The organism is Flavobacterium hiemivividum, assembly GCF_004349145.1.
Classification (GTDB): Bacteria; Bacteroidota; Bacteroidia; order Flavobacteriales; family Flavobacteriaceae; genus Flavobacterium; species Flavobacterium hiemivividum.
Genome location: NZ_SMFO01000001.1, coordinates 780,108 through 806,438 on the forward strand (window position 1 = coordinate 780,108; position 26,331 = coordinate 806,438).

A 26,331-nucleotide genomic window follows, 5' to 3' on the forward strand; every position below is an offset into this window, starting at 1 on the left:
TATGCATACATATAATTTAAGTTAAAATAATGCATTTATCATAAAAGTATTGTGTTCAAAAAATTTTGAGCAAAAAAAAATGCAAGATTTACATCTTGCATTTTTTTAACTTAATATATTTAATTTCTTATTCCACTGTTACTGATTTCGCCAAATTCCTTGGTTGATCAACATTACATTCTCTCATCACTGCTATATGGTATGATAAAAGTTGCAATGGTATTGTCGTGATTAATGGCGACAAAGCATCTGAAGTTTCAGGAATCTCTATCACATAGTCTGCTAATTCTCTTACTTGAGTATCGCCTTTTGTTACAACAGCAATAATTCTTCCGCTTCTAGATTTAATTTCCTGTATATTACTTACAATTTTATCATAATGTCCTTGTATTGGAGCAATTACGATAACTGGCATTTGATCATCAATCAAAGCAATTGGTCCGTGTTTCATTTCTGCAGCAGGATAACCCTCAGCATGAATGTACGATATTTCTTTTAGTTTTAATGCTCCCTCTAATGCTACTGGAAAATTATAACCACGTCCTAAATACAAACAATTAGGTGCATCTTTAAATTCAGCCGCAATTTCTTTTGCACGATCATTAGTTTTCAACGCCTCTTTTACTTTCTCAGGAATCAATTCTAATTCTTGCAAATACCTGTTAAAATCAGAATGAGACAATGTCCCTTTAGCTTTTGCTAAACGCAAAGCAATCATCGTCAAAACTGTAATTTGCGTTGTAAACGCTTTAGTAGACGCAACTCCAATTTCTGGACCAGCATGTGTATAAGCACCAGCATGAGTCTCTCTTGAAATGGAAGAGCCTACAACATTACAAACTCCAAAAACAAAAGCTCCGTTTTCTTTTGCTAATTTAATAGCTGCCATTGTATCAGCTGTTTCTCCAGATTGAGAAATTGCAATTACCACATCTTTACTATTAATGATAGGGTTTCTATATCTAAATTCTGAAGCATATTCTACTTCTACAGATATTCTCGCGAACTCTTCAAAAATATATTCAGCCACTAATCCAGCGTGCCATGATGTACCGCAAGCCACGATAATAATTCGGTCTGCATTTAAGAATTTTTCTAAATTATCCTCCACACCGGCCATCTGAATAATTCCTTCATTAGGATGTAAACGACCTCTGTAAGTATCTTTTATTACATTAGGCTGCTCGTATATCTCTTTTAACATAAAATGATCGTAACCCCCTTTTTCAATTTGCTCCAAATTCATTTGAAGCTCCTGAATATAAGGATCAACCAAAGAGTCATCTTGGATTTTTCTTACTTTCATTTTTTTATGCAATCTAATGTTAGCCATCTCACCGTCCTCTAAATATACCGCATTAGAAGTATATTCTATAAACGGAGAAGCATCAGAAGCAATAAAATATTCCCCTTCTCCAATTCCAATTGCAAGCGGACTACCTAAACGAGCCGCTACAATTTCATCAGGATTTTTTTTATCAAAAACAGCAATCGCATATGCACCTACCACTTGATTAAGTGCTATTTGAACTGCTTTTCCTAATTTTATATTTTCGTTCTTTTGTACTTCTTCGATAAGATTAACAAGTACTTCAGTATCTGTATCTGAATGAAAAACGTAACCTCTTTTTATCAATTCTACCTTTAACGGAGCATAATTCTCAATAATCCCATTGTGAATGATTACTAAATCTCCAGAATTAGATAAATGTGGATGTGAATTTACATCATTAGGCACACCATGTGTTGCCCAACGTGTATGACCAATTCCTATTGTTCCATTAGTTGTAATCTCTTTTGAAGCTCTTTCCTCAAGATCCACAACCTTTCCTTTTGTCTTACACAATTTAACAGCTTCGCCGTCATATATCATAACTCCAGCGCTATCATACCCCCTATATTCAAGCCTTTTTAATCCTTTTATTACAATAGGATAAGCCTCTCTGTAACCAATATATCCAACAATTCCACACATATAATTTCTAGTTTATTTAATTAGGTTTGGTATAGTAAATTTCTAATTTTAATCTTTTATCATCAGCAACGGTTGCTTTACTTCCGTACAAAATTGTTCCCAATGGACTCATAACTGACGCCTTAGGCGCTTGCGAGATTGTACTATTAGCCGTTCTTAATTTATAGGAATTAAAAATATTTATATCTTCTGTAATAACAACACCTAATTTCACATTTGTAGAGTCAGCATTTTTAATTAAGTTTCTAACATGATTTGTAATTCTTACTTTGTAAGTATTATCATCTGTCTTATCCGTATTTAGAATACCTCCAAAAACAAGTTTTCCGTTTTTTTCATTCGTCCCTGTAGTTCCATCACTGTAATCTACAATTGGACGATTATTATTTAAATCATAGAGATAAATTCTATTAGGCTTCGGTACAGTTCCTAAAGCCGTAGCGTCAAGATGAAATACAAGATTCGCTTCATTAATTAACCATCCATTTTCTCTAATCGTTTTTAATTCATCTCCCTTGAAAATTTCCAAAATAGCCATTGATCCCTCACCACCTTTAAGGTATAATTTCTCATCGCCTAGTGTTGTATTAATGTTTGCAGTCGTCGTTGCACTAGCGTAAGCAGCATTAGTATTACTTTGCTCTAATAAACTCACCGTGTTGCCAGTAAATTTAAGTACGATTGACTTTTCAACTCTTGTTGCATCTGTATCTGAAGTGTCTTCTTTGTATTTAACGGTAATTTTTCCCTCCTTAAAATCTAACAAAGCCATATTTGAAGGGCTACTTCCAGATTTTTCCACTTTAAAATAAAGTCCTCTAAAGTATTCTTTAAACACATCATTAGTTACTAACTTTCCTGAAGCAGCAGCGTCAATAATTTTAGTTTTAAAATAAGCAGCGTTTAAATCTAAACGCATTTCTGGATCTACACGGGTTACTACATCCTTTCCATCTGTAGTGGTTGTCGTCTTATATTCGGCAGCGCTAAAGAAAAAAGCATCATTCTGAGCAATACTAGTAGAATTATTCAAACGACTTCCTACTTTCACGTTGTCAAAATCAGCATTTTGATTGGTATAATATTTCTGTGTCTCTTTAAAACTTCCAGCAGGGTCTAAATCTCTCATGAAATAACCAGACTCGTAAACGCTCAATTTAATTCTACCGTCTAAAGGACCTTGTATTGAGTCTAACTGAAACGTTCTGTCTCCATTTGTATCCGTAGATTTTAAGGTGCTGAAATAAGGAATGCTTAAAACAACACTTTCAATTACAGGGTTCTTACCTATCGTAGGATTAACACTTTCTAACACTATTTGTGTTGCAAAACTTGCTGTAGTTGTACCAAAAGCAGAATTATCAAAAATCCCTAATGCGTTAACATTGAGATTATTTGACTGTATAGGCTCTATTTTTTGATTGTAAGCGACAACATTTGAAGTGTATTTTGCAAAATCAAAATGATTTTCACCTATTAAGTCACCTCCAATTGAATTATAATCTTTATCACAGGAATAAAGAAAAACAACACACGAAACTAATAGAATTTTCTTAAAAAAATTATTGTACATATTCGAAAATAAATGTTTAAATTGATAGGACTACGTCTTTGTAAAAATTAGTATACGCTTCTGCGAATTCATCTTTAGGGACGAAAGGTAAAAAAGGTTTTCCTGAAGATTCTATATATTTTGTTAAACTTGGAGACAGACTATCCGATGCGATAATAACAGCATCAGAATGTTTAATTGTCGCTTTAATGATACTTTCATAATCTGGCGTTTCTAAATCAGCAATCGCATCCAAAGGAACTCCGTCAAGTTTTATTTTATTAATCATTTCTACATCTAAAGTCCCCTCAAAGGACTGACTATAGACAGAAGTAACAATCTTTGTATCAGAAAATAAGGCCTCATTTTTATAATAATGTTTCATATAGATAGGCAACATTGCCGCCATCCAGCCATGAACATGTATAATATCAGGAACCCAGTTTAGTTTTTTAACGGTCTCAACAACTCCTTTCGCAAAGAAAATCGCGCGCTCGTCATTGTCAGCATACATCACTCCCTCTTCGTCAGTAAATGTAGCTTTCCTCTTAAAATATTCATCATTGTCAATAAAATAGACTTGAATTCTTTCTTTAGGAATACTTGCCACCTTAATTATTAGAGGCATATCCAGGTCATTCACAACTAAATTCATCCCTGAAAGCCTAATTACTTCATGCAATTGGTGTCTTCTCTCATTAATATTCCCATATCTTGGCATAAAAATTCTGATTTGCCCACCTTGATCGTTAATCATCTTTGGCACGTCGTAAGACATCAAAGAGACCTCATTCTCAGCTAGGTAAGGCACCACTTCAGATGATACATATAATATCCTCTTATCTTTCATATTGTAATTTGCTTAATTTATTGGTAATAAAAACCACGCAAAATTACAAAAATTTATGCAGTTATTAACTAATATATTATGTTTGCACTAAATTTAAACAAAATACCTATGCCCATTTTCTATGGAAAAGCAGCTTTGATAGACTATTTAAAATCTATCAAAACCCCAAATTCTACTATTGGTTTTGTTCCCACCATGGGTGCATTGCATCAAGGACATCTTTCCTTAATGCAACAGTCATTAGCAGAGAATCAAAATACAGTAGTTAGTGTTTTTGTAAATCCAACTCAGTTTAACAATCCTGAGGACTTATCAAAATATCCACGAACACTTGAAGCAGACATAGAAAAAATAGCGGGATTAAGTACTGATATTATTTTATACGCTCCCTCTGTTGAAGATATTTATGAGGGAAAAGTACTATCTCAAGAATTCGATTTTGACGGTTTAGAGAATCAAATGGAAGGAAAGTTTAGACCAGGTCATTTTAATGGTGTTGGAACAATCGTTAAGCGTCTTTTCGAAATTGTTACTCCTACCAATGCTTATTTTGGAGAAAAAGATTTCCAACAGTTCCAAATTGTAAAGAAGATGGTTTCGAAAAACAATCTTAGTGTCAACGTGATTGGTTGTCCCATCTACAGAGAGCCGAGCGGTCTCGCCATGAGCTCCCGAAACGAACGATTGACAGCGCAAAACCGCGCAGACGCAGCTTTAATTTTCGAAATATTAAATCTTGCAAAAGAAAAATTTAAAACAAATAGTGCAGCGGAAGTAAAGGAATGGGTTGAAAAATCATTCGAAACAAATGCTCTATTTGAATTAGAATACTTTCAAATTGCCGACGAAACCACACTTACACCTTGCATAAATAAAATAAGCACTCAAAAATACCGTGCTTTTATCGCCGTTATCGTCAATAACATTCGATTGATTGATACCATTTCATTAAATTAATTTACTTTTGTAGCATGCAAATTCAAGTATTAAAATCAAAAATTCATCGGGTAAAAGTAACCGGAGCCGATTTAAATTATATCGGGAGTATTACCATTGATGAAAACCTGTTAGAAGCCTCAAATATTATTGAAGGCGAGAAAGTATCCATTGTAAATATCAATAATGGTGAAAGATTTGAAACCTACGCCATAAAAGGCCAACGTAATTCTGGTGAAATAACCCTAAACGGACCTGCCGCAAGAAAAGTTCAAAAAGATGATATTATTATCATCATTTCCTACGCCACATTAGAATTCGAAGAAGCAAAAACCTTCAAGCCTTGGATTATTTTTCCAAATGAAAATGACAACTCTTTAACTTAAAGTAGATAAGTTCAAAAATAAATGTAATTTTATCATTACAATCTAAAAGGCAATAGTTACTTTATCTATTGTCTTTTTTTATTTCAATATAAACAAACCAATTAAACTCGCTATGGCTACTAAAGTAAAAACTTCTTTTTTCTGTCAGAATTGTGGCGCCCAATATGCCAAATGGCAAGGACAGTGTAACTCCTGTAAAGAATGGAATACCATAGCCGAGGAAATTATACAAAAACAAGAAAAAGTAGCCTGGAAAAGCGAAGCAACGACAACCAGTAAAGCACCGCGACCTTTAAAAATCAATGAAATTGATTCAACTCAGGAAATCCGTATGGACACGACGGACTCTGAGTTAAATCGTGTGCTTGGTGGCGGAATCGTACCTGGATCTTTAATCTTACTTGGTGGTGAACCAGGAATAGGAAAAAGTACGCTATTGCTTCAAATTTCACTAAAACTACCTTACAAAACCTTATATGTTTCTGGCGAAGAAAGTCAAAAACAAATAAAAATGAGAGCCGAAAGAATCACTACTTCAAGTGACAACTGCTACATCCTTACCGAAACGAAAACGCAGAATATCTTCAAACAAATTGAAGCTATTGAGCCCGAAATTGTAATTATAGATTCGATTCAAACACTTCATACCGATTATATAGAATCTACAGCGGGAAGCATTTCGCAAATCAGGGAAACCACAGCAGAACTGATAAAATTTGCCAAAGAAACAAACATTCCGGTCATTCTAATTGGTCATATTACCAAAGACGGAAATATTGCTGGACCAAAAATATTAGAACACATGGTCGATACTGTTTTGCAATTTGAAGGCGATCGCAACCATGTTTACCGTATTTTACGCTCTTTAAAAAACCGTTTCGGTTCTACAGCCGAAATTGGTATTTATGAAATGCTAGGAAGCGGACTTCGCGAAGTATCAAACCCATCAGAGATATTAATTTCGCATAAAGACGAAGAACTTTCCGGTACTGCCATTGCTTCCACCCTGGAAGGAATGCGCCCTTTAATGATCGAAATCCAGTCCCTAGTTAGCACTGCTGTCTACGGAACACCGCAACGCAGCACCACGGGATATAATGCCAAGAGACTCAACATGATATTGGCCGTTTTAGAAAAAAGAGCTGGCTTTAGGCTTGGATCCAAAGACGTCTTTCTTAATATAACGGGAGGAATAAGTGTTGATGATCCAGCAATCGACTTAGCGGTTGTGGCAGCCATTTTATCCTCTAATGAAGATATCGCGGTTAATAAAGATTTTTGTTTTGCTGGCGAAGTAGGATTATCAGGAGAAATTCGTCCTGTGAACCGTGTAGATCAAAGAATTCAAGAGGCCGAAAAACTGGGTTTCTCCACTATTTTTGTATCTAAATACAATAAAATTACATTAAAAAATACCGGAATAAAAATTCAACTTGTCGCAAAAATAGAAGATGTTGCCAGTATGCTATTTGGATAAAAGTAAAAAACCAACTACCACTTAAGAAGCTTGCCAAAAACGCAGCTTAAATACTGATTTAAAGTTATTTAGATGTTAACACAGTAGTGAATTACAATGTATTGTTGTAAATTTATGCTTCGAGCATTCTACTAATCTTTATATAAAAATCATCTTGAAACTTTCTGACGATACAGTGGTACGTTTTTACCGCTTATTAGGTAAAACATTCTATAGCATTGCTATGGTAGACAAAACTGTACAAAAAGAAGAGATAGAAAAATTAAAAGAACTTGTTCAAAAAGAATGGCTTCCTGTAGAGGATAGCTCTGATATCTTTGGCTCAGAATCTGCCTATCAAATTGAAATCGTTTTTGATTGGCTAGTAGAAAATGATTGCGAATACGAACAAATCAGACCTGAATTCAAAAACTTCAAGTTAGAACATAAAAGCTTGTTTAACCCAGTAGTAAATGCTTCAATTCTAAAAACAGCCTCAGCAATTGCTAACTCTTTTTCTGGCAAAATAAATCGGAACAGGTTTTACTAAGCCAATTAAAAAGCATCCTTGAAGAAACGGATTAACGACTATTACTAAAAATTAATCTATATAATTTTAAAAAATAAAAAACATGAAAAAGCAAACTGGTATTTGGATTGACTCAAAAAAAGCAGTCATTGTAACTCTTGAAGATGGAAAAGAAGCAGTAAGTGAAATTCAATCTGATTTAGAGAATAGTGTATATCATGATAAAGAAGGCGACAAAGGAAGTTTTTTTGGTGGCCAACACATTGATTCTCAAAAAACTTTTGACGAAAGAAAGAAACATCAAATTAACAACTATTTAAAAGATGTAATAGCCACTATTAGTGAATCAGATGAATTGTACATCTTTGGCCCAGCAGACACAAAAACAAAACTTGAGAAAAGAATTAACGAAGAAAAATCAACTATTGCCAGCAAACTTAAATCTGTCGAAACAGCAGATAGCATGTCTTCGAATCAAATTATTGCACAGGTAAAAAAATTCTACCATCAAAAATAAATTACTTTATTCAAGCAATTTGTCGCAGCAATAAAATTCGTAATTTTATAAAACTACAATAAAAAACTATTGTAGTTTTTTTATGCCCAAAACGAAAAATCAACTACTGCCCGACTAATAAACTCAGCTTAAAAAAGAGGTTTAGCATTTTATCATTTAAATTTGTGTTTCAATCGACTCCTAAAATAACCTACAATTCATGAATACCACAAAACAGAAGATAATTATTGTACTGAAATCGCTTGCAGTATTCCTACTACTTATCGCTATCGGTTTTTATGTTTTTAGAGATTATTTACTACAGCAAGCAATTGAAAAAACTTCGACTAAAATTGAGCAGCAATACAATAGTAATTTAACTGTAAAAAATGCCGGTTTTGAAGGATTTTCTGGAATCAGCCTAACTGAAATCTCCTTGACCCCTAAAGATGCAGATACACTTTTTAGAATTCAAAAAATGAAAACCAGTATTAACTTTTGGAATTTACTGTTAGGCGATGTGCAACTGGGCACTTTGGAAATTCAAAACGGAAGGGTTCAACTTGTAAAAAAAGGGAACGTGAAAAATTTCGCCGCATTCCTCAAGAAAGATAATAGTGAATCCAGCAGCGATAACAAAAGAGATTATGCCACTTTTGCTTATAGAATTATTTCGAAAGTGCTAAACTTAGTTCCCACTGATATGAGTGTCGAAAACCTCAAATTTAAATTAGATGACAACGGAAAAAAAGCAACTATTGACATAAAAAAGCTCACGCTCTCAAATAAAGAGCTTGAAACTTCGATTGACGTACAAACCAATACTTTTGCTCAACGATGGGAAATTAGCGGTTTTGCAGATCCAAGAAATAAAAAAGCTGATATTAGAATTTTTAATAAAGACACCGGACCAATAAAAGTACCCTATTTTGACGAACGATACGGTTTAAAATCCAGCTTTGATTCCATCAGGCTGAACGTTGAAAATATAGAAAAAAGTAGTGGTAAATTACACATTGACGGCTTCACTTCGTTTACCAACTTTAGTGTAAACCACCCAAAAATAGCCAATAAAGATGTTGTAATAAAAAATGCGCGATTTGACTATCACTTCCTGCTAGGCGCTGATTTCATATCAATAGACAGCAGTTCTACAGCCCAATTCAATCAGGTGAAATTTAGACCTTACCTCTCTTATAGCACAGAAACGGATACCATTTACAAACTCAAAGTGACAATCCCTAAAATGAAAGCGCAGGAGTTTATTTCTTCCCTTCCTGATGGCTTATTTACTAATTTTCAAGGAATGCAGGCCGAAGGCACTTTCGATTACACACTTGATTTTAAATTCAATCAAAACCAACCAGACCAACTCGTTTTTGACAGTCATTTGAAAAAAGAAAACTTAAAAATCACAAAATACGGACAAGCAAATCTCACCAAATTGAATGGAGAGTTTGTATACCGAGCAATTATAAATAATGTATTGCAACGTCCAATTTTAGTTGGAACATCCAATCCAAATTACACGCCAACAGAGCAAATTTCACCTTATTTACGGAAAAGTGTCTTAACTACTGAAGACCCTTCCTTTTTCTCCCATCACGGATTTATAAACGAAGCCTTTAAACAATCGATTATCAAAAACATAAAAACCAAAAAATTCGCCCGTGGTGCTAGCACGATAAGCATGCAATTAGTAAAAAACGCATTTCTAACCAGAGAGAAAACATTGTCTAGAAAACTGGAAGAAATTTTGTTGGTTTACATTTTAGAAAATAATCGAATAGTCAGTAAGGAACGCATGCTCGAAGTTTATTTTAATATTATTGAATGGGGACCAAATGTTTATGGAATAGGAGAAGCAAGTCGTTTCTACTTCCAGAAAAGCCCTTCTGAATTAACGTTCAACGAATGCTTGTTTCTAGCTCGAATTATTCCTAGTCCGCGAAAATTCATGTATCAGTTTAATGACCAGGGAAAACTGAGAGATTTTGCTGCGAAACAAGAATCTTTTTTAACAAATATCATGATTAAAAGAGGATTACTAACTACTGATGATACGATTTACAAATCGCAACCACTTCTTATTTCTGGTGCTGCTAAGTCTTATCTTCGAATAAAAGAGCAAGATTCAATTCCAGTTGATTCCCTTTCGACTAGTAAAGAATTTGAATTCTAAAAATCCATTACATACAAAAACCCGATAGCTATTTTAACATATCGGGTTTTTGTTAGAATGATGTGAATATAAATAATTATGGCGCTGGATCAGGAATAATAGCTTGTACCTCATCAATTGCATTCAGTATTTCTTCTGACAATGTAACTTGAATCGTATCAATATTTTCTTTTAACTGCTCCATTGTCGTCGCTCCAATAATGGTGCTGGTTACAAACGATTTCTGCTCTATAAAAGCCAATGACAATTCCGTTAAGCTCAACCCATTTTTACGAGCAATTTCCTGGTAAAGTTTTGTTGCTTCCGTACACTGGTCGCTATTGTATCTTGAATATTGAGGAAATAAATTAAGCCTTGCGTTCGGGTGACTTTCTCCCGTTAGAAATTTTCCAGATAACACACCAAAAGCCATTGGAGAATAAGCTAATAAACCCACATTTTCTCTAAGCCCTATTTCTGCCGAACCACCTTCATAAAGCCTATTCAGCAAATTATAAGGATTTTGAATTGTTTTTATTCTTGGTAAATTGTGATATTTGCTTTCTTCCAGAAAACGCATAATCCCCCATGGAGTTTCATTAGAAAGTCCGATGTGTTTGATCTTTCCTTCCTTTATAAAATCGCCCAAAGTATCTAGAACCGCATGGACATTGTCTTCCCAGCCGTCTTCTTGCACTTTGAAACCTCTTTGTCCAAAATAATTAGTTTTTCGTTCTGGCCAATGCAATTGATACAAATCAATATAATCAGTTTGAAGACGTTGCAAACTATTGTCTAATGCATATTTTACACTTGCTGGCGAGAAATCATTCTTTTCGCGCATGTAAGTAAAATTAGGATTTGGACCCGCAATTTTTGAAGCTAAAACAACCTCTTCTCTTCTTCCCGTTTTTTTGAACCATGTTCCAAGGATCCTTTCGGTGCTTCCATAGGTTTCTTCACGTGCTGGAACAGAATACATCTCGGCAGTATCAAAAAAGTTAACTCCTTTTTCCAGCGCGTAATCCATTTGTTGGTGCCCTTCGGCTTCCGTATTTTGTTGACCAAAAGTCATGGTACCTAAGCATATTTTGCTAACTTTTATTTCAGTATTAGGTAGGGCAGTATATTTCATTTATTGGATTAAAATTAAAAAAAACAAAAAGCATAATGATACAAATGTACCTTTTATTGATAGTTCACGATATAGCGTTAACAGATTTTTTAGAAAGTCTTTGCGCTTTTAAACAAGGAAAGGTTCAGCGTTTTACCACTGAACCTCTCTTAATCAAAAGCTTTACAGCTTAGTTTATTTCATTCAACATTTCAGCGATTTCATCTAGTCTTGGCGTTAAGATAATCTCGATTCTTCTGTTTTTTGCTTTTCCATCTGCTGTGGAATTACTAGCCAATGGCGAAAATTCTCCTCTTCCTGCAGCAGTTAAGTTTTGCTTATTGATATTTTTATTTTCGCTTAAAATTGCAACAATAGCAGTCGCTCTTTTAGTAGATAAATCCCAGTTATCAGCGATAGGCCCAGATGCGCTAAAACGATCGTCATCAGTATGACCTTCAATTAACACTGAAATATCAGGGTTGTCACCCAATACTTTCCCTAGTTCTACCACCGCTTTTTTCCCTTCTGAACCTACAGCCCAACTACCAGAATTAAACAGTAATTTATTTTCCATGGAAACGTAAACCTTTCCGTTTTTTTGCTCCACTGTTAATCCTTTTCCTTCAAAACTATTCAAAGCATTTGAAAGCGTTTCTTTAAGTTTTTTCATAGCTGCTTCCTTGGCAGCAATCAATGACTCTAATTCTTGAAGTCTTTGAGCACTTTTACTTAATCGCTCTTGTTCAATTGCAAGTGCCTTACCTTTAGCATCTAATTGACTAAGCAAATCACGATTTTTACTCATGTTAGTCTTCAATGCTTCGTTACTATTTTTTTCTAATGCATCGTACGATTCTTGCATTACATCCATTTTATTACTTAAAGCACCGTAATCAGCAAGTAATTTGTCGCGCTCCGACTTTACTTTACTTAGCTCAGTATTTAAGGCATCTTGCTCCAATTGCAGTTGGTTTTTTGCTTGCAAAAGATCTGAATTCTCGTCAGATAAGGTTCTATTTTCTTTCTTTAAATCCGTGAACTTATTTTCTAATTCATTGTAAATTTTCTTGGAAACACAAGAAGTTGAAAGCGCTACAATTAACAGTCCTAGTGAAATTTTCTTTATCATTTTTTATTCTTTAAAAATTATAATCTGTTTTATTATTAATCTACTCTACCTCCACTAAAACGGGACAATGGTCAGAATGTTTTGCTTCTGGTAAAATAAGCGCTCTTTTTATTCTGTCTTTGAGTGGTTCGCTCACTAAACAATAGTCAATTCGCCATCCTTTGTTATTAAGTCGCGCTGTGGGAACACGTACAGTCCACCATGTATAATTGTCTGGTTCTTTATTTAAAAAACGAAAACTATCTATAAACCCATTATTTAGAAATAGATCCAACCAAGCTCTTTCTTCGGGTAAAAATCCAGATACTTTTTTATTTCGAACAGGATCATGAATGTCAATTGCCTCGTGGCAAATGTTATAATCACCACAAATAACTAGATTAGGGATCTCTTTCTTCAAGTCAGTAATGTAATTTTGAAAATCATCCATATACATGAATTTATGACTTAATCGCTCATTATTTGTCCCCGAAGGCAGATACAAACTCATTACTGATAAATCATCAAAGTCGACGCGGACATTCCTTCCTTCGAAATCCATATGCTCAATACCAGTTCCAAAAACGACATTATTCGGTTTTATTTTCGATAAAATGGCCACGCCACTATAGCCTTTTTTTGTAGCTGGGAACCAATAGTGATAAGGATAACCTGCTAATTCAAAATCCAATAAGGGAAGTTGCTCAGGAGTCGCCTTAATTTCCTGAAGACAAACTACATCAGGATTTGCTTGTTGAAGCCACTCAATGAATCCTTTGGAAATTGCAGAACGAATCCCGTTTACATTATAAGAAATAATCTTCATTTTTTTAAAATTTTGAATTTCAAAAGTACTAAAAAATAAAAATGAAACCATATAAAAAACCACAAAATCCAATACTGCAGTAGGCTAATAATGGACTTTTTAACTATCTTTGTACCTCGCTCAAAAACAATACTTACATGGGTTTAGTAACCGCAAAAGAAGTTGCAAAGGCAATAAATACTGAAAAATACGGAGTGCTGGGAACTTTTTCCGGTTGGCTATTGATGAAAGTATTAAAGATTTCGAAGCTCAATCAATTCTACGATAGCAATAAACATTTACAAGACGTTGATTTCTTAAATGCGATATTAGACGACCTACAAATAAAATTTGAGATCCCTGAAGAAGATTTTAAACGACTACCAAAAGAAGGTGCTTATATAACCATTTCTAATCATCCTTTAGGAGGAATAGATGGTGTTTTGCTGTTGAAATTAATGCTCGAAAGAGAGCCAAATTTCAAAATAATAGCCAATTTCTTGTTGCATCGAATTGAGCCACTCAAAAAATACATCATGCCCGTAAATCCTTTTGAAAATCATAAGGATGCAAAGTCAAGTGTAATAGGAATCAAAGAAACTTTACGTCACTTAAGCGATGGAAAACCACTTGGAATGTTTCCAGCAGGAGAAGTTTCTAGTTACAAGGACGGAAAGCACATGGTCGACAAACCATGGGAAGAAGGAGCTATTAAAGTGATTCGAAAAGCACAAGTTCCCGTTGTACCTATTTATTTCCATGCTAAAAACAGCTGGTTATTTTATTTCCTTTCTAAAATTAGTGGAACCTTGCGTACGGCTAAACTACCGTCAGAGGTTTTCAGTCAGAAACATCGTGTGGTCAAAGTAAGAATTGGAAAAGCAATTTCTGTAGCAGAACAAAACGAATACAAAACAATCGAATTGTATTCAGAATTCTTGAGAAAGAAGACCTATATGTTGGCTAATCCGTACGAGAAGGAAAGTAAATTATTAACTACGCCAAATTTAAAACTACCTAGAAGTCCTAAGGAAATAGCGACTCCAGGAAATGGCGAAAAAATAATTGCCGAAGTAGATGCTTTACGAGATACCGATTGCAGATTGTTACAAAGTAAGAATTATGAGGTGTTTTTTGCGAAAGCAACTAAAATCCCAACAGTACTTCATGAAATTGGACGGTTACGAGAAATCACTTTTAGAGAAGTGGGGGAAGGAACCAATGAATCCATCGACTTAGACAAATTTGATCAATATTACCACCACCTATTTTTGTGGGATGACGAAGCAAAAAAAATTGCTGGAGCTTATAGAATGGGATTAGGATCAGAGATTTTCCCGAAATATGGTATTGAAGGTTTTTATCTGAATGAGCTTTTTCGCTTTGAGCCAGAACTTCATGATATGATGAATAAATCTATCGAAATGGGACGAGCCTTCATCATCAGAGAATACCAACAAAAACCAATGCCGCTCTTCTTGCTTTGGAAAGGAATCATTCATACGACCTTGCGTTTTCCAGAACACAAATTCCTTCTTGGTGGCGTAAGTATCAGTAATCAATTCTCTGATTTTTCAAAATCTCTGATGATTGAATTCATGAAATCGAATTATTACGATCCTTATATCGCTCAGTACATCTATCCTAAGAAAGCTTATAAAGTAAAACTGAAAGATGCAGACAAAGATTTTATTTTTAATGAAACGGAAGCTGATTTAAATAAATTTGACAAAATTATTGACGAACTCGAACCAGGAGTTTTAAGATTACCTGTATTAATTAAAAAATACATCAAGCAAAACGCAAAAGTAGTTGCTTTTAATGTCGATCCCTTATTCAACAACGCGGTTGATGGACTGATGTACATTAGAATCGCAGATATTCCTGAAAGTACAATGAAACCAGTGATGGAAGAATTTCAGGCAGAACTAGAAAGAAAATTATCTGAAAAAGAAGATTAGTATAGCCTAATCATCTTAAAACAATAATAGTCATAAAAAAAGTCTCGGAATTCCGAGACTTTTTTTATGACTAAAACCATGCTTTCTTATTCACCTGATAAGTTTGATAAAACTCTTGGTCTGATTTTGTTAAATATATAATTCCTTCAATAAGTCCAAGGATTGCAGTAACTGAACCACAAGTAACAAGACTAATTACAAGCCAGATTATTCCTTCTGTGGTATACCCTAAAAGGAATTTATGAATCCCAAATGGACCTAGAAGTATAGCCAATATACCAGCGGCTAATTTTTTGTTGTCCTCATGAACTGGCTGTGACGTATTCCAAGCTTCCTTTTTTGAATTTTGCATAGTGGTTGATTATTTGATCAATATTCGAATAATAAATGTATTGAATTTTATTTAAAAATGTAATCTATTGGCTCCCAAAGTTCAATTTTATTTCCTTCAGGGTCTAATATCCAGCCAAATTTACCATAATCATAGCTCCCCATTTCCCCTACAATGGTCACGCCTTCCTCTTTTAATTGTAGCAGCAAATTCTCTAAATTATCCACTCTAAAGTTTTGCATGAATTGTTTTTCGCTTGGAGCAAAGTAGGTCGTTTCCTCAGCAAATGGAGACCACTGCGTAGAACAATCATTCGCCTTACCATCTTTCCACCAAAAAGTAGAACCATAATCATCCGTTTTTAAACCTAAATGCTTAGCGTACCAAGCAACCAACTCTTTAGAATTTTTGCATTTAAAAAAGAACCCTCCGATTCCTGTCACACGCTTTTCATTGACTATAGCTTTATCCTCAGTAAAATACTTCGCTTTAATTTTATCTACAATTACTTGAGCCAGTCGCTCGTGACTCTCAAAAGTCCATCCAGCCACATGCGGTGATAATATAACGTTGTCTGCATTTAATAAGTATTGAAATGCTTCTGGCGTATTCTTATCTTGAAATAGCGTTTCAAAGGATAATTTTTCATATTCCAACACATCAAGTCCCGCGCCTAAAACCTTCCCTGATTTTAAAGCATTCGCTAAGTCTGCGGTTACTATATTCTTACCTCGAGAGGTATTAAAAATCCAGAAAGGCTTTTCATAAGCGTTAATAAACGCAGCATCAACCATTTTATCAGTTTCCGGTGTCCAGGGAAGATGTAAACTCAACACATCTGATTTTTGCTGTAATTCTTCGAGCGTAACCTGTTTCGCATTGGCATCAGCCACATTTTCCTGAATATCATAACACAGCACTTCTACATCAAAGCCACGTAGTTTTTTAGCAAAGGATTTCCCCATATTGCCATAGCCAATAATACCTACGGTTTTACCGTCCAGTTCATGACCTCTATTGCTTTCTCGGTTCCAATGTCCCGATCTAATTTCTCGATCAGCCTTATTCAGATTATTAAAAAGCGATAAAATCATTCCTAAAGTATGCTCAGCAACTGCATTGCGATTCCCCTCGGGAGCAGCAATGAGCGTAATGTTTTTTGATACTGCATAGTCGCAATCGATACTTTCCAGACCAGCACCTACACGGGCTATAAACTGCAAGTTAGTGGCTTTGTCGAGGAAGGCTTTGTCAATTTTAAATCGGCTTCGAATTACAATCCCTTGGTAAGCATGTATTTTGGCCTCAATCTCTTCTTTTGAGGAAGTAAAATCTTCGTGATTTTCAAAACCCATATCTTGCAATTGGCTCATTAAAATGGCATTATTGCTGTCAATATGAAGAATTTTAATATCCATAAAAATGATTTCTAAGTTAGAAATCAAAATTAGCGAAAAAAACACAATTTATTGTTTTAAGAAAAAAAATAGATTTCTATTTCTACCAACTGAATAAATAAAAAAAAACCATTTCCAAAATATCTAAATTCAGAAATGGTTTTCAATCTAATAGCATTCAAATTGAAAACTATTTAAATTTTGTCTTTTTAAACACCGTTTTAATCTTTTAAAATGGAGTAGTTTGTCCTCCAAATAAAAAATCAGAAATTCGCTCGTAAAGCATGTAAAGTAGTTTTTTCATCATAATGTATATTTATTGTTGATACTCAATTATACCATTAATAAGAAAAGAAAGAGTAGATTAGTAGGGCTATTACAAATTTACGTTTAATTATATATCAAAAAAAATACTACACATTGTTCTCGATTAACTACGTTTTAATCCGATGAATTACAGGCTGTTAAGTAGCTTTGTAAATTATAACCTACTAATAATTAGTTATTTAATAGCTGAATTTTTCGAACATAAAATCAGCCTTGTATTTGCTTTAAGGAAGTTTTTATTCCTCTTATCAATGAGGAGCTAAACCCGTGCATCTCCATTTCGTTAAGTCCAGCAATCGTACAACCTTTTGGCGTAGTCACCCTATCGATTAATTGTTCTGGATGTACTTGCTCTTCCATGAGCATTTCCGCAGCGCCTTTTACAGTTTGTGCCGAAATCGCCAAAGCCGTTTTCCAATCAAATCCTATTTCGATTCCTGCTTGCATTGATGCTCGAATGTAACGCAATGCAAATGCAGTTCCGCTCGCTGCCAAAACTGTAGCTGCATCCATTAGTTTTTCGTCAATAACTGGTGCTGTACCTAAATCTTCAAATAATGAAATTACATCCTCAGCCTTCGCTTTGTTATTTTCGGTAAATGAAATACAGGTTGCAGACTCTCCAAATTGCGCTGCAATATTAGGCATGATTCTTATAGCATGATTTTGATCCCCTATCTTAGCTTGCAGCGCTTCGATAGACAATCCACTTACTGCCGATGCGATCGTTTTGTTTGTGATTTTAAGTAGGATATCAGCCAAAACCACATCTACTTGATAGGGTTTTATGGTTAGGATAATTACATCAGCCTCTTCAATATTATGTGTATTATCAGATGAAACCGTTATTCCCGATTTTTCAAGATAGGCAATACTAGCTGTATTTCTTCGAGTGATAGTAACCTGATTATTTTTCGAAAATTTAGATATTCCTATTGCAACCGAAGTTCCAAGGTTTCCCCCTCCTATTATATGTACTCTCATTTCAATTTTTAGTTTTTTGGTTTTTTAGTTTTTTTAGTCAATAATTTGCTTTTTAGAAACGAATTTTCATTCCGTATTTAAAAGCCTAAAATAATTCTTGCGATGGAGAAATAGATAAGAATTCCGCAAATATCATTACTAGTCGTAATAAACGGACCCGTCGCCAATGCAGGGTCAATCCCAAATTTATCCAGCAACAATGGTACAAATGTTCCTATGAGCGATGCAATTATAATTACCGAAACTAAGGCCGTGGTGACAATTACACCAATGACAATTTCGACATCCAAAAGAAAATGACTTCCTATGAATAATATAATAGCAAGAATGAATCCGTTAAGCAAACTAAGAGACACCTCTTTCATTAACCTACTGAACAAGGACCCCGTTAAGGTATTATTTGCTAAACCTTGCACAATAATAGCCGATGACTGCACCCCAACATTTCCAGCCATTGCGGCAATAAGCGGTGTAAAGAAGAATAGTTCGCCATGTTCAAGCATAGCGCCCTCAAATAACCCAAGAACTTTCACAGAAATAAAACCTCCAAGCAACGCTAAAACCAACCAAGGTAAACGCGCTTTTGTATGCTCTAAAATACTATCATCTGCTTCTACATCTTTAGAGATACCCGCCGCTAACTGGTAATCTTGATCCGCTTCGTCCCTGATGACGTCAATAATATCGTCAATAGTGATACGACCTACTAAACGGCCCATTTCATCAACAACAGGAATAGCCTCTAGATCATATCGCTGCATAATTCGAGCCACTTCAACATCTTCAGTATCTACATTGACAAAATTGTATTTACGGATATAAATATCACTTATTTGTGTTTTTGTCGAAGTCGTCAATAAATCTTTTAATGAAAGCCTACCCTTTAGTCTGTTTTCATCATCAACCACATAGATAGAATGAACCCTAGAAACATTTTCAGCTTGGATACGCATTTCTTTAACGCAGGTTAGCACATTCCAGTTTTCATTTACCTTCACTAACTCCTTCCCCATCAATCCACCTGCAGAATTCTCGTCGTAACGCAATAAGTCAACAATGTCCTTTGCATGCTCGACGTCATTCAGCTCCGAAATTACTTCGGCTTTTAGATCCTGAGAAAGCTCGGCGATAATATCGGCCGCATCGTTCGTGTCCAGCTCATCTAATTCCTCGGCGATCTCTTTTGGCGAAAGCCGGCTTAGTATATTTTCACGCAAATCATCCTCTAGTTCAAGAAGAATTTCGGCGGTTTTATCACTGTCTAATACTTTAAATATATAAGTCGCTTCGTCAAAATCAAGCTCATCCAAAATCTCAGCAATATCGGCATGGTGCATGTCATTCAATAAGGCTTCCAGTTCCTTATCGTTTTTATTGACAATGTGTTGCTCTAATTCGAGTATTAAGTTTTTGCTGATTTTAAATTCCATCCGCTTCTATTTTTTGGGTAAGTTCAATAAATTGCGCTACGTCTAGCTGTTCTGGGCGAAGATCAAAAACGGGATCTTCTCTTAAACTATCAGAAAGATTCATGGTTTTTAAACTATTTCGCATGGTTTTACGACGTTGTTGAAAAGCCGTTTTAACCACCGTGAAAAATAATTTTTCGCCGCAAGGCAAGCTATAATTTTCTTTTCTGCGCAAACGCAAAACACCTGATTTTACTTTTGGTGGCGGAATAAACACATTTTCATCTACGGTAAACAAATACTCAGCATCATAAAACGCTTGCACTAAAACGGAGAGAATTCCGTATGCTTTAGTTCCCTTTTTTTCACAAATGCGCTGTGCCACTTCTTTTTGGAACATTCCTGCAAATTCAGGAATTTGATTGCGGTATTCTAATGCTCGAAAAACAATTTGCGTAGAAATATTATAAGGAAAATTCCCAATGATCGCGAACTGTTTGCCTTCGAAAATTTCGTTGATATTGTATTTCAAAAAATCTTTTGATATAATTTTATCCTTTAATTTTGGATAATTCTCATCCAAATACGTCACTGATTCCGTGTCGATTTCGATCACATACGTCGTAACCGGCTTGTCTAATAAATATTTAGTTAAAACACCCATTCCAGGTCCTATCTCTAATATATCATCATAGCCTTCCAAGTTTAGCGTATCAGCAATATCCTTTGCTATACTCTCATCTTTCAAGAAATGTTGACCGAGGTGTTTTTTGGCTTTTACTTTTTCCATTTTTATGCTGAATTTATTTCAGTATCTTTATTTACCACGAAGGCACTAAGAGCCAAAATATTTATTATTTGTTTTAAAATTTATCACTTTTAATATTCAATTGAAAAATGACATGATATTACTTGATTCCGATTGCTGTCGAAACTCGCAAAAATACTGATCACTAAATCTAGTGTTCAGAAATCACTTCTAACTCGGTTCTAAACGCAAGCATTTTATCGCCAAACAACTTGGTTCCTTCTTCACGAAATCCTGGAGCATCTTCTTGATAATATTTCTCCAATGTTTCTTTACTATCAGTGGTATACTGAGCAGAATAAGTTACACCACCCATTTCTTCTTCAATTAAAACGCGGACTAATCGAGCAGCAGTAAATTTGCCCGTAGCCAGAATTTCAGGAATATGTTTGTGCTGCATCCAGATCATCCATTGATCGTGAACGCTTTCGTGTATGTTTGTGGTAACGTTGTATATTATCATTTTATATTTAGGATTTAAGAATTTAGATTTAGGATTTTACATTCTAACTCAAACTCGTTATTCTATATTATATTATTCTATTATTATGCCCTAATTTCCCTTCAAACGTTACGATATTTTATAAATTAGTATCGCCTCGCAATTGCCTAAAACTTTTTCTGGCTTCTACAAAGTAGATACTGTCCTCGTGATTAAAAATTATCTTTTCGTAGAATGATTTCGCCTTTTCTACTTCTTTCAGTTTTTTATTATAAATCTCTGCCGAAAAAAATAAAGCCTCATCGATGTAAATTCCGTCACCGTGATGGTCAATAATTTCTTGATATTGGCTTAAAGCCAAATTATAGTCCGCGGTTTTCTCATAAATTTGCCCTAAACGCAATAGAGTGACCGCTTCTATTTCCTCTCCCTTATGATTTTTCAAGATCGATTGAAATTGATCTATCGCTTCCTGATTTCTATTTTGATATAAAAGATAATCTCCTTTTGCAAATTCTTTTAGGGCTGTTTGTGTCGAATCAGCCACTGTATTGTCATTTATCAATAAGAAATATTCTAATGCATCATTTGCAATCAATTGTGTATTAGCCGATTTTAGTTCCTTAAACTGTTTCAATGCCCACACAAAATCAGTTTTAAAATAACTCGTTTTGGCTGCTTTTAAACTGGCTTCGTGCGCCACCACATCATTTTTTAAATCCATCTCAATCTGAGAATAGTAGATCAATGCCTGATTGAATTTTTCTTCGAAAAGTAAAATATCCGCTAATTCCATTTTGGCCTGTGCGACTTTATAATCATCCAATTCTAAGTCAAGCGCTTGTTTGATAATTGCCCTTCCTTTTTCCGGATTTTTTAAATTAAAAGCCACAAAATGTGCCTGAATTATTTGCAAAGATAAGGTAAAAGGGCTGATTTCATATTCTGCTAGCAAACCTTCTATTTCGGCATTGATATTTGCAAAGTCTTTTTCCTTCGCTTTTTCAATTTTCATTTTGATTAGATAAGTATTTGCCTGGACAAGTAATTCGAGATCGTTAGTGTTTTCCAGAACAAACCCTAAAATTTCAACGGCAATTTCCTGATCGTCTTCTTCAACAGCCAGATGTACTAAGTTCACAATATTTCCCAATGATTCAGGATTACGTTTGTAGATTGCTTTTTCTTGAATAAAGGCTTTCGAAAATTCCTTTTGTTGTACGTAAAACCAGCTTAAAAAATGATTCCAAAATAGGTCTTGATTTTTTTGGACACGAACAATCAATGCTTTTCTAATTTGGTCATTAAAAGCAGCATCACTATCATCTGACATGAAACGAGACAATTGATTTTGAATTAAAATCGAATTTTGCGGATTTGCATACGATTCATCCAAAAAAGTGGAAATCATCATTTCGATGTTCCCTAATTGCCCGTAAAGCAATCCTCTCTGGTAATTAAAATTATATTTTGGTTCTAATTCTGAAGCAATTTGATAGGCCTGCAAAGCATATTCTAATAATACTTTTTTCTCAAATGTGCCAGCAATGCCATACACTTCATTTGGATTTTTCTTGATTCGGTCTATTGCTAGATCGTAATAACTTTTAGCTTTAGCTTCATTCTTTTGCAACTGAAAGTTATACCCTAATTCTACTAAAAGACTCCCCTGATTGTATTTATCAAGTCGGTTTTGAATTGCTTTTTCTGCACTTTCAAATTGTTGTAGTTGCTGGTAACAATCAATCGTTCTTATAAAATACTGCATGTTTTGAGGAACGCTAAGTAACAACTCCTCATATCCCAATTTCGCTTTTTCAAAATCACCTTTGTCATAATAATACTGTGCTAACTGCTCGTTTTGAGCAAACGAAAACAGCGAGAATAACAAAGTGATATATAGAAAAAAGTGCTTCATGTTAAAAGTGTTCAGTATTCAGTGTTCAGTTTGCGAACCGATGTATTATTCAGAAACAAACTGAACACCGACCACTGAGGACTGAACACTAATTAGTCTATTATATCAAACCCACAGTAAGGGCGCAATACTTCAGGTATTACAATTCCTTCGGTAGTTTGGTAATTTTCTAAAATTCCTGCCAAAACTCTTGGCAAAGCCAATGAACTTCCGTTTAGGGTGTGTGCTAATTGGTTTTTTCCGTCTTTGTCTTTGAAACGCAATTTCAAGCGATTTGCTTGGAAAGTTTCAAAATTAGAAACCGAACTGATTTCTAGCCATCGGTCTTGAGCGGTAGAAAATACTTCAAAATCATAAGTCAAAGCCGATGTGAATCCCATATCTCCACCACAAAGGCGTAAAATTCTATACGGTAATTTCAATTCGTCAAGAATCACTTTAATGTGTTCTACCATTCCCTCCAAAGCTTCGTATGATTTATCAGGATGCTCCACGCGTACAATTTCTACTTTGTCAAACTGATGCAAACGATTCAATCCACGAACGTGCGCTCCGTAAGAACCTGCTTCACGACGAAAACATGGCGTGTAAGCTGTCGTTAGAACTGGCAATTCGCTTTCGTTTAGAATAACGTCTCTAAACAAGTTTGTTACCGGCACCTCAGCTGTAGGAATTAAATATAAATTATCCGTCGCATCATGGTACATTTGGCCTTCTTTGTCTGGCAATTGTCCTGTTCCATAAGCCGAAGCTTCGTTTACAAAATGAGGCACCTGCACTTCATTGTATCCAGCTGCAACATTTTTATCTAAAAAATAATTAATCAAAGCACGTTGCAATCGCGCCCCTTTTCCTTTGTACACAGGAAAACCAGCTCCTGTAATTTTATTTCCTAGTTCGAAATCAATGATGTCGTATTTTTTCACCAATTCCCAATGCGGCTGTGCGCCTTCATGCAAAACAGGAACTTCGCCCGCTTCAAAAATATTTAGGTTCTCCTCAGGCGTTTTCCCAACCGGAACAATATCTGCTGGAAGATTAGGTAAAGTATAAAGTTTCTCTGTTAGTTCAGCAGTAATTGCATCTGCGGTTTCAGCCAGTTTCTTACTTTTCTCCTTATTTAAGATTGTTTTTTCTTTTAGAATAGCGGCTTTTGATTTCTCACCGTTTTTCATCAGTTCGCCAATGTCTTTGGATAATTTATTAGATTCCGATAGAATTCCTTCCAACTCAACTTGTGTAGCACGACGTTGTTCGTCTAGTTTTATCACCTCTTCCACAACACTTTTGGCATCCATATTCCTTTTTGCCAAAGCCTGGATTACTTTCTCTTGATTCTCTCTAATAAATGCAATTTGTAACATAGCTTGAATTTTATAATTCTTGGGTTTTTATCTCTATAAAGAAAGCAAATTTAAGGAAATGTTTGAGACTTATGAGACAAAGTTTTGGGTAAAAGAGTAGAACAGTAAATAAATAGAATTGTCTTGTCATACTTACTAAGGAGGAACCCCCTTCACTTGAACAATTTGATGAGATTCCTCCTTCGTCGGAATGACAAATTGTACGAAAAATGCTTCTTAAGCCCTTTTTATTTCATGTCCCACAAACTCTTCTAAGGTCGCAAACATTTCATCAACCGAGAGCACTTCTAAATCAGGATGAGATTTTAAAAATTCAGCATTAAGTTGTACTAAATTTTCTTCAATTTCATAAAAAGTATCGTTGTTCATCAAATCTCTAATTGGATTTACGCCCTCCAATTTTCCTTTAAAGAATTTATCGCGTTTGACACTGCTCATCAATTTAACCTTCTTGCATTGTTGTTGGAATAACTCCAAATGTTTTTCGGCACCCAATAACTGCAATCCTTCTGCTATTAATTCGTTAAGTTCAGTATTCCATCGGGAATTATACACAAATTGCGCAAAATTACCTTCTGTATATTGGGAAGTGTAATAATCTAAATAATAACTCATCAACGCATCTTCATGAATCAAATCATCGTCAATTTTTTCCTCACGCATTAAGTTGATTACAGAAATATTTGAGTTGATAACATCTTGCGGGTTTTCGCTGGCTGCTGCCGTTTCTGAAATAATTATTTTACCAAATTCCATGAGATTTTATTTTAAAAAGTTGACTGCAAATTTCGGAGAAATAATTGAGTTGCGTGTACTTTTAACTGCAAATTACGAGGATTATTTTGAGGTGCTTTTAAGTATAAAAGCTTTTTCTAACCACAAATTAGCGCAAATTATTTTTTGCTTCATTTAAAATAAAAATATTTTTTTTGCCACGGATTTCACAGATTGTTTTCAGAATCCTCACTATTCTTTTTCTGATTCATTTTAGCAACTAAAGCCTTCAATCGCAGTGCCTTTTCCTTCTTTTCTTGTTGAAGTTTCGCATTTTTCCGATTTAGCAATTTAGTATGTAAAGCCTTGTTTTTAGTGTTTTTTTCGGGTCCTTTTGCCATGTTTCAAATTTTATTTAAATACGTTTACAAATATAAAGAAAGGACTTAAAGTCACTCAAAAATTTAAAAGTCCTATTCTGAAACTACTCTAATGTCAATCTTTTCAATGAAGAAGAAAGCAAATCCTCCCAAAAAATATAGGACTACATCAATCCAGTCTGCGGTGTATCTTGGGTCAATTGTAGGAAGATAATATTCGAAATAAAAAGAATAGAAGCTGGCTAAAAAAACGACCACTGTTATGGGCAATTTAAACGAATTATCATTTTTTAATCTTCTGATTATAAATTCAATCGCACCAAGCACTAACGGAAGATACAGCAAATCATTGACATAATTATTGACCAAATCTGGTAACGGTACCCTCAATCGCTGCATGACATAAATTGTCAGAGCAGTTAGAAACATTATAATATAAACAACCGTTTTAGACATACAAAATACTGAGTAATAAAGCTGAAACAACCGCAAAAAGGACTAAAAATGCTCCATACCTACTAAAAGCTTTCATGAATGTTATTAAAATATTAATGCAGACGATTTTAATTTAATAGCATCCTATCTATTTTATCTTAACCCGCTACAGCCGCTGTAAACAATGCAATAAGACCTCCAACAATAAGTGCAAAGAAAATCCAAATGGAGTAAACTACTTGAAACAGAATTCGCATTAAGATATTTGGGTGTTCCGCACCGTTTTTTAAAAACGCTTCGATTTTGTTTGGCTTTTTATTTATTTTTTCTTGTTCCTCGATTTTCTGCAGCCTCTTTTTCTCACTTTCTAGTCTTCGCTTGAGAACCACGTCTAAAATCGCACCGCAATTACTACAATTCTCATTGTTTAAATTAACTGTACCACACTCTAAACACTTTATATACGATTTGCTCACTCTGCTTGTATTTA

The 26,331-nt window shown here is 34.7% G+C and carries 25 protein-coding genes and 1 pseudogene; 7 read left to right on the forward strand and 19 right to left on the reverse strand.

The window, feature by feature from the left end; all coding sequences use genetic code 11:
• Window positions 1–127: 127 nt before the first annotated feature.
• The 3 genes from glmS to E0F98_RS03460 are packed head-to-tail and all read right to left on the reverse strand — an operon-like array spanning window position 128 to window position 4,377.
• Complete coding sequence (gene glmS / locus E0F98_RS03450) at window positions 128–1,975, reverse strand: glutamine--fructose-6-phosphate transaminase (isomerizing) (RefSeq protein WP_132109191.1); 1,848 nt, start codon at window positions 1,973–1,975, stop codon at window positions 128–130.
• Between the two features lie 16 nt (window positions 1,976–1,991).
• A complete protein-coding gene (locus E0F98_RS03455; RefSeq protein WP_132109192.1) occupies window positions 1,992–3,548 on the reverse strand; it encodes a DUF4270 domain-containing protein in 1,557 nt (518 codons plus the stop codon).
• A gap of 16 nt (window positions 3,549–3,564) precedes the next feature.
• On the reverse strand, window positions 3,565–4,377 hold the full coding sequence (locus tag E0F98_RS03460; RefSeq protein WP_132109193.1) for a glycogen/starch synthase: 813 nt from the start codon (window positions 4,375–4,377) through the stop codon (window positions 3,565–3,567).
• A 78-nt stretch (window positions 4,378–4,455) separates the two neighbouring features.
• Here E0F98_RS03460 and panC point away from each other — a divergent pair, with 78 nt between their 5' ends.
• From panC to E0F98_RS03490, 6 genes are all read left to right on the forward strand, one after another.
• Window positions 4,456–5,334 (forward strand): pantoate--beta-alanine ligase, encoded by an 879-nt coding sequence (panC, locus tag E0F98_RS03465; protein WP_132109194.1) that lies wholly within the window; start codon window positions 4,456–4,458, stop codon window positions 5,332–5,334.
• Between the two features lie 14 nt (window positions 5,335–5,348).
• A complete protein-coding gene (panD, locus tag E0F98_RS03470; protein ID WP_132109195.1) occupies window positions 5,349–5,699 on the forward strand; it encodes an aspartate 1-decarboxylase in 351 nt (116 codons plus the stop codon).
• A 112-nt stretch (window positions 5,700–5,811) separates the two neighbouring features.
• On the forward strand, window positions 5,812–7,176 hold the full coding sequence (radA, locus tag E0F98_RS03475; RefSeq protein ID WP_132109196.1) for a DNA repair protein RadA: 1,365 nt from the start codon (window positions 5,812–5,814) through the stop codon (window positions 7,174–7,176).
• A 154-nt stretch (window positions 7,177–7,330) separates the two neighbouring features.
• Window positions 7,331–7,705 (forward strand): hypothetical protein, encoded by a 375-nt coding sequence (locus E0F98_RS03480; RefSeq protein WP_132109197.1) that lies wholly within the window; start codon window positions 7,331–7,333, stop codon window positions 7,703–7,705.
• A gap of 82 nt (window positions 7,706–7,787) precedes the next feature.
• Window positions 7,788–8,201, forward strand: coding sequence for a hypothetical protein (locus tag E0F98_RS03485; protein WP_132109198.1), 414 nt, complete (start codon window positions 7,788–7,790; stop codon window positions 8,199–8,201).
• Window positions 8,202–8,400: 199 nt separating this feature from the next.
• Window positions 8,401–10,362 (forward strand): transglycosylase domain-containing protein, encoded by a 1,962-nt coding sequence (locus E0F98_RS03490; protein ID WP_132109199.1) that lies wholly within the window; start codon window positions 8,401–8,403, stop codon window positions 10,360–10,362.
• Between the two features lie 76 nt (window positions 10,363–10,438).
• On the opposite strand, the gene E0F98_RS03495 is transcribed toward E0F98_RS03490, so the two are convergent.
• The 3 genes from E0F98_RS03495 to E0F98_RS03505 all read right to left on the reverse strand — a co-directional run bounded on the left by E0F98_RS03495 (window position 10,439) and on the right by E0F98_RS03505 (window position 13,392).
• Complete coding sequence (locus tag E0F98_RS03495) at window positions 10,439–11,476, reverse strand: aldo/keto reductase (RefSeq protein ID WP_132109200.1); 1,038 nt, start codon at window positions 11,474–11,476, stop codon at window positions 10,439–10,441.
• Between the two features lie 169 nt (window positions 11,477–11,645).
• Entirely contained in the window at window positions 11,646–12,587 is a 942-nt protein-coding gene (locus E0F98_RS03500) for an OmpA/MotB family protein (RefSeq protein WP_132109201.1), read from the reverse strand.
• A 40-nt stretch (window positions 12,588–12,627) separates the two neighbouring features.
• Window positions 12,628–13,392: an exodeoxyribonuclease III gene (locus E0F98_RS03505; protein ID WP_132109202.1), complete on the reverse strand. Its 765-nt coding sequence runs from the start codon at window positions 13,390–13,392 to the stop codon at window positions 12,628–12,630.
• Between the two features lie 137 nt (window positions 13,393–13,529).
• Here E0F98_RS03505 and E0F98_RS03510 point away from each other — a divergent pair, with 137 nt between their 5' ends.
• A complete protein-coding gene (locus E0F98_RS03510; RefSeq protein WP_132109203.1) occupies window positions 13,530–15,332 on the forward strand; it encodes a GNAT family N-acyltransferase in 1,803 nt (600 codons plus the stop codon).
• Window positions 15,333–15,402: 70 nt separating this feature from the next.
• Here the strand turns inward: E0F98_RS03510 and E0F98_RS03515 are convergent, their stop codons facing one another.
• The 13 genes and pseudogenes from E0F98_RS03515 to E0F98_RS03565 form a co-directional block, all read right to left on the reverse strand.
• Entirely contained in the window at window positions 15,403–15,684 is a 282-nt protein-coding gene (locus tag E0F98_RS03515; RefSeq protein WP_132109204.1) for a TM2 domain-containing protein, read from the reverse strand.
• A gap of 47 nt (window positions 15,685–15,731) precedes the next feature.
• Complete coding sequence (locus E0F98_RS16300; protein ID WP_394345843.1) at window positions 15,732–16,106, reverse strand: VOC family protein; 375 nt, start codon at window positions 16,104–16,106, stop codon at window positions 15,732–15,734.
• Between the two features lie 36 nt (window positions 16,107–16,142).
• Window positions 16,143–17,081 (reverse strand): annotated as a pseudogene (locus E0F98_RS03520) (2-hydroxyacid dehydrogenase); the annotation flags it as partial.
• A gap of 513 nt (window positions 17,082–17,594) precedes the next feature.
• Window positions 17,595–18,371 carry a pyrroline-5-carboxylate reductase gene (gene proC, locus E0F98_RS03525; RefSeq protein ID WP_132109205.1) on the reverse strand — a complete coding sequence of 259 codons (777 nt, stop codon included), beginning with the start codon at window positions 18,369–18,371 and terminating at the stop codon, window positions 17,595–17,597.
• Between the two features lie 77 nt (window positions 18,372–18,448).
• Complete coding sequence (gene mgtE / locus E0F98_RS03530) at window positions 18,449–19,801, reverse strand: magnesium transporter (protein WP_132109206.1); 1,353 nt, start codon at window positions 19,799–19,801, stop codon at window positions 18,449–18,451.
• Window positions 19,791–20,570, reverse strand: a complete 780-nt coding sequence (gene rsmA, locus E0F98_RS03535) for a 16S rRNA (adenine(1518)-N(6)/adenine(1519)-N(6))-dimethyltransferase RsmA (protein WP_132109207.1) — start codon at window positions 20,568–20,570, stop codon at window positions 19,791–19,793. The genes mgtE and rsmA overlap by 11 nt, the downstream gene beginning before the upstream one ends.
• Before the next feature lie 169 nt (window positions 20,571–20,739).
• Complete coding sequence (locus E0F98_RS03540) at window positions 20,740–21,051, reverse strand: DUF4286 family protein (RefSeq protein WP_132109208.1); 312 nt, start codon at window positions 21,049–21,051, stop codon at window positions 20,740–20,742.
• 118 nt (window positions 21,052–21,169) lie between these two features.
• Window positions 21,170–22,948, reverse strand: a complete 1,779-nt coding sequence (locus E0F98_RS03545; RefSeq protein WP_132109209.1) for a tetratricopeptide repeat protein — start codon at window positions 22,946–22,948, stop codon at window positions 21,170–21,172.
• A 92-nt stretch (window positions 22,949–23,040) separates the two neighbouring features.
• Window positions 23,041–24,312 carry a serine--tRNA ligase gene (gene serS, locus E0F98_RS03550; RefSeq protein WP_132109210.1) on the reverse strand — a complete coding sequence of 424 codons (1,272 nt, stop codon included), beginning with the start codon at window positions 24,310–24,312 and terminating at the stop codon, window positions 23,041–23,043.
• A gap of 216 nt (window positions 24,313–24,528) precedes the next feature.
• On the reverse strand, window positions 24,529–25,068 hold the full coding sequence (locus tag E0F98_RS03555; protein ID WP_132109211.1) for a DMP19 family protein: 540 nt from the start codon (window positions 25,066–25,068) through the stop codon (window positions 24,529–24,531).
• Between the two features lie 185 nt (window positions 25,069–25,253).
• Entirely contained in the window at window positions 25,254–25,427 is a 174-nt protein-coding gene (locus E0F98_RS16000; RefSeq protein ID WP_165929273.1) for a hypothetical protein, read from the reverse strand.
• A gap of 72 nt (window positions 25,428–25,499) precedes the next feature.
• On the reverse strand, window positions 25,500–25,862 hold the full coding sequence (locus tag E0F98_RS03560) for a hypothetical protein (protein WP_243699189.1): 363 nt from the start codon (window positions 25,860–25,862) through the stop codon (window positions 25,500–25,502).
• Window positions 25,863–25,999: 137 nt separating this feature from the next.
• Window positions 26,000–26,317: a hypothetical protein gene (locus tag E0F98_RS03565; protein ID WP_132109212.1), complete on the reverse strand. Its 318-nt coding sequence runs from the start codon at window positions 26,315–26,317 to the stop codon at window positions 26,000–26,002.
• Window positions 26,318–26,331: the final 14 nt, after the last annotated feature.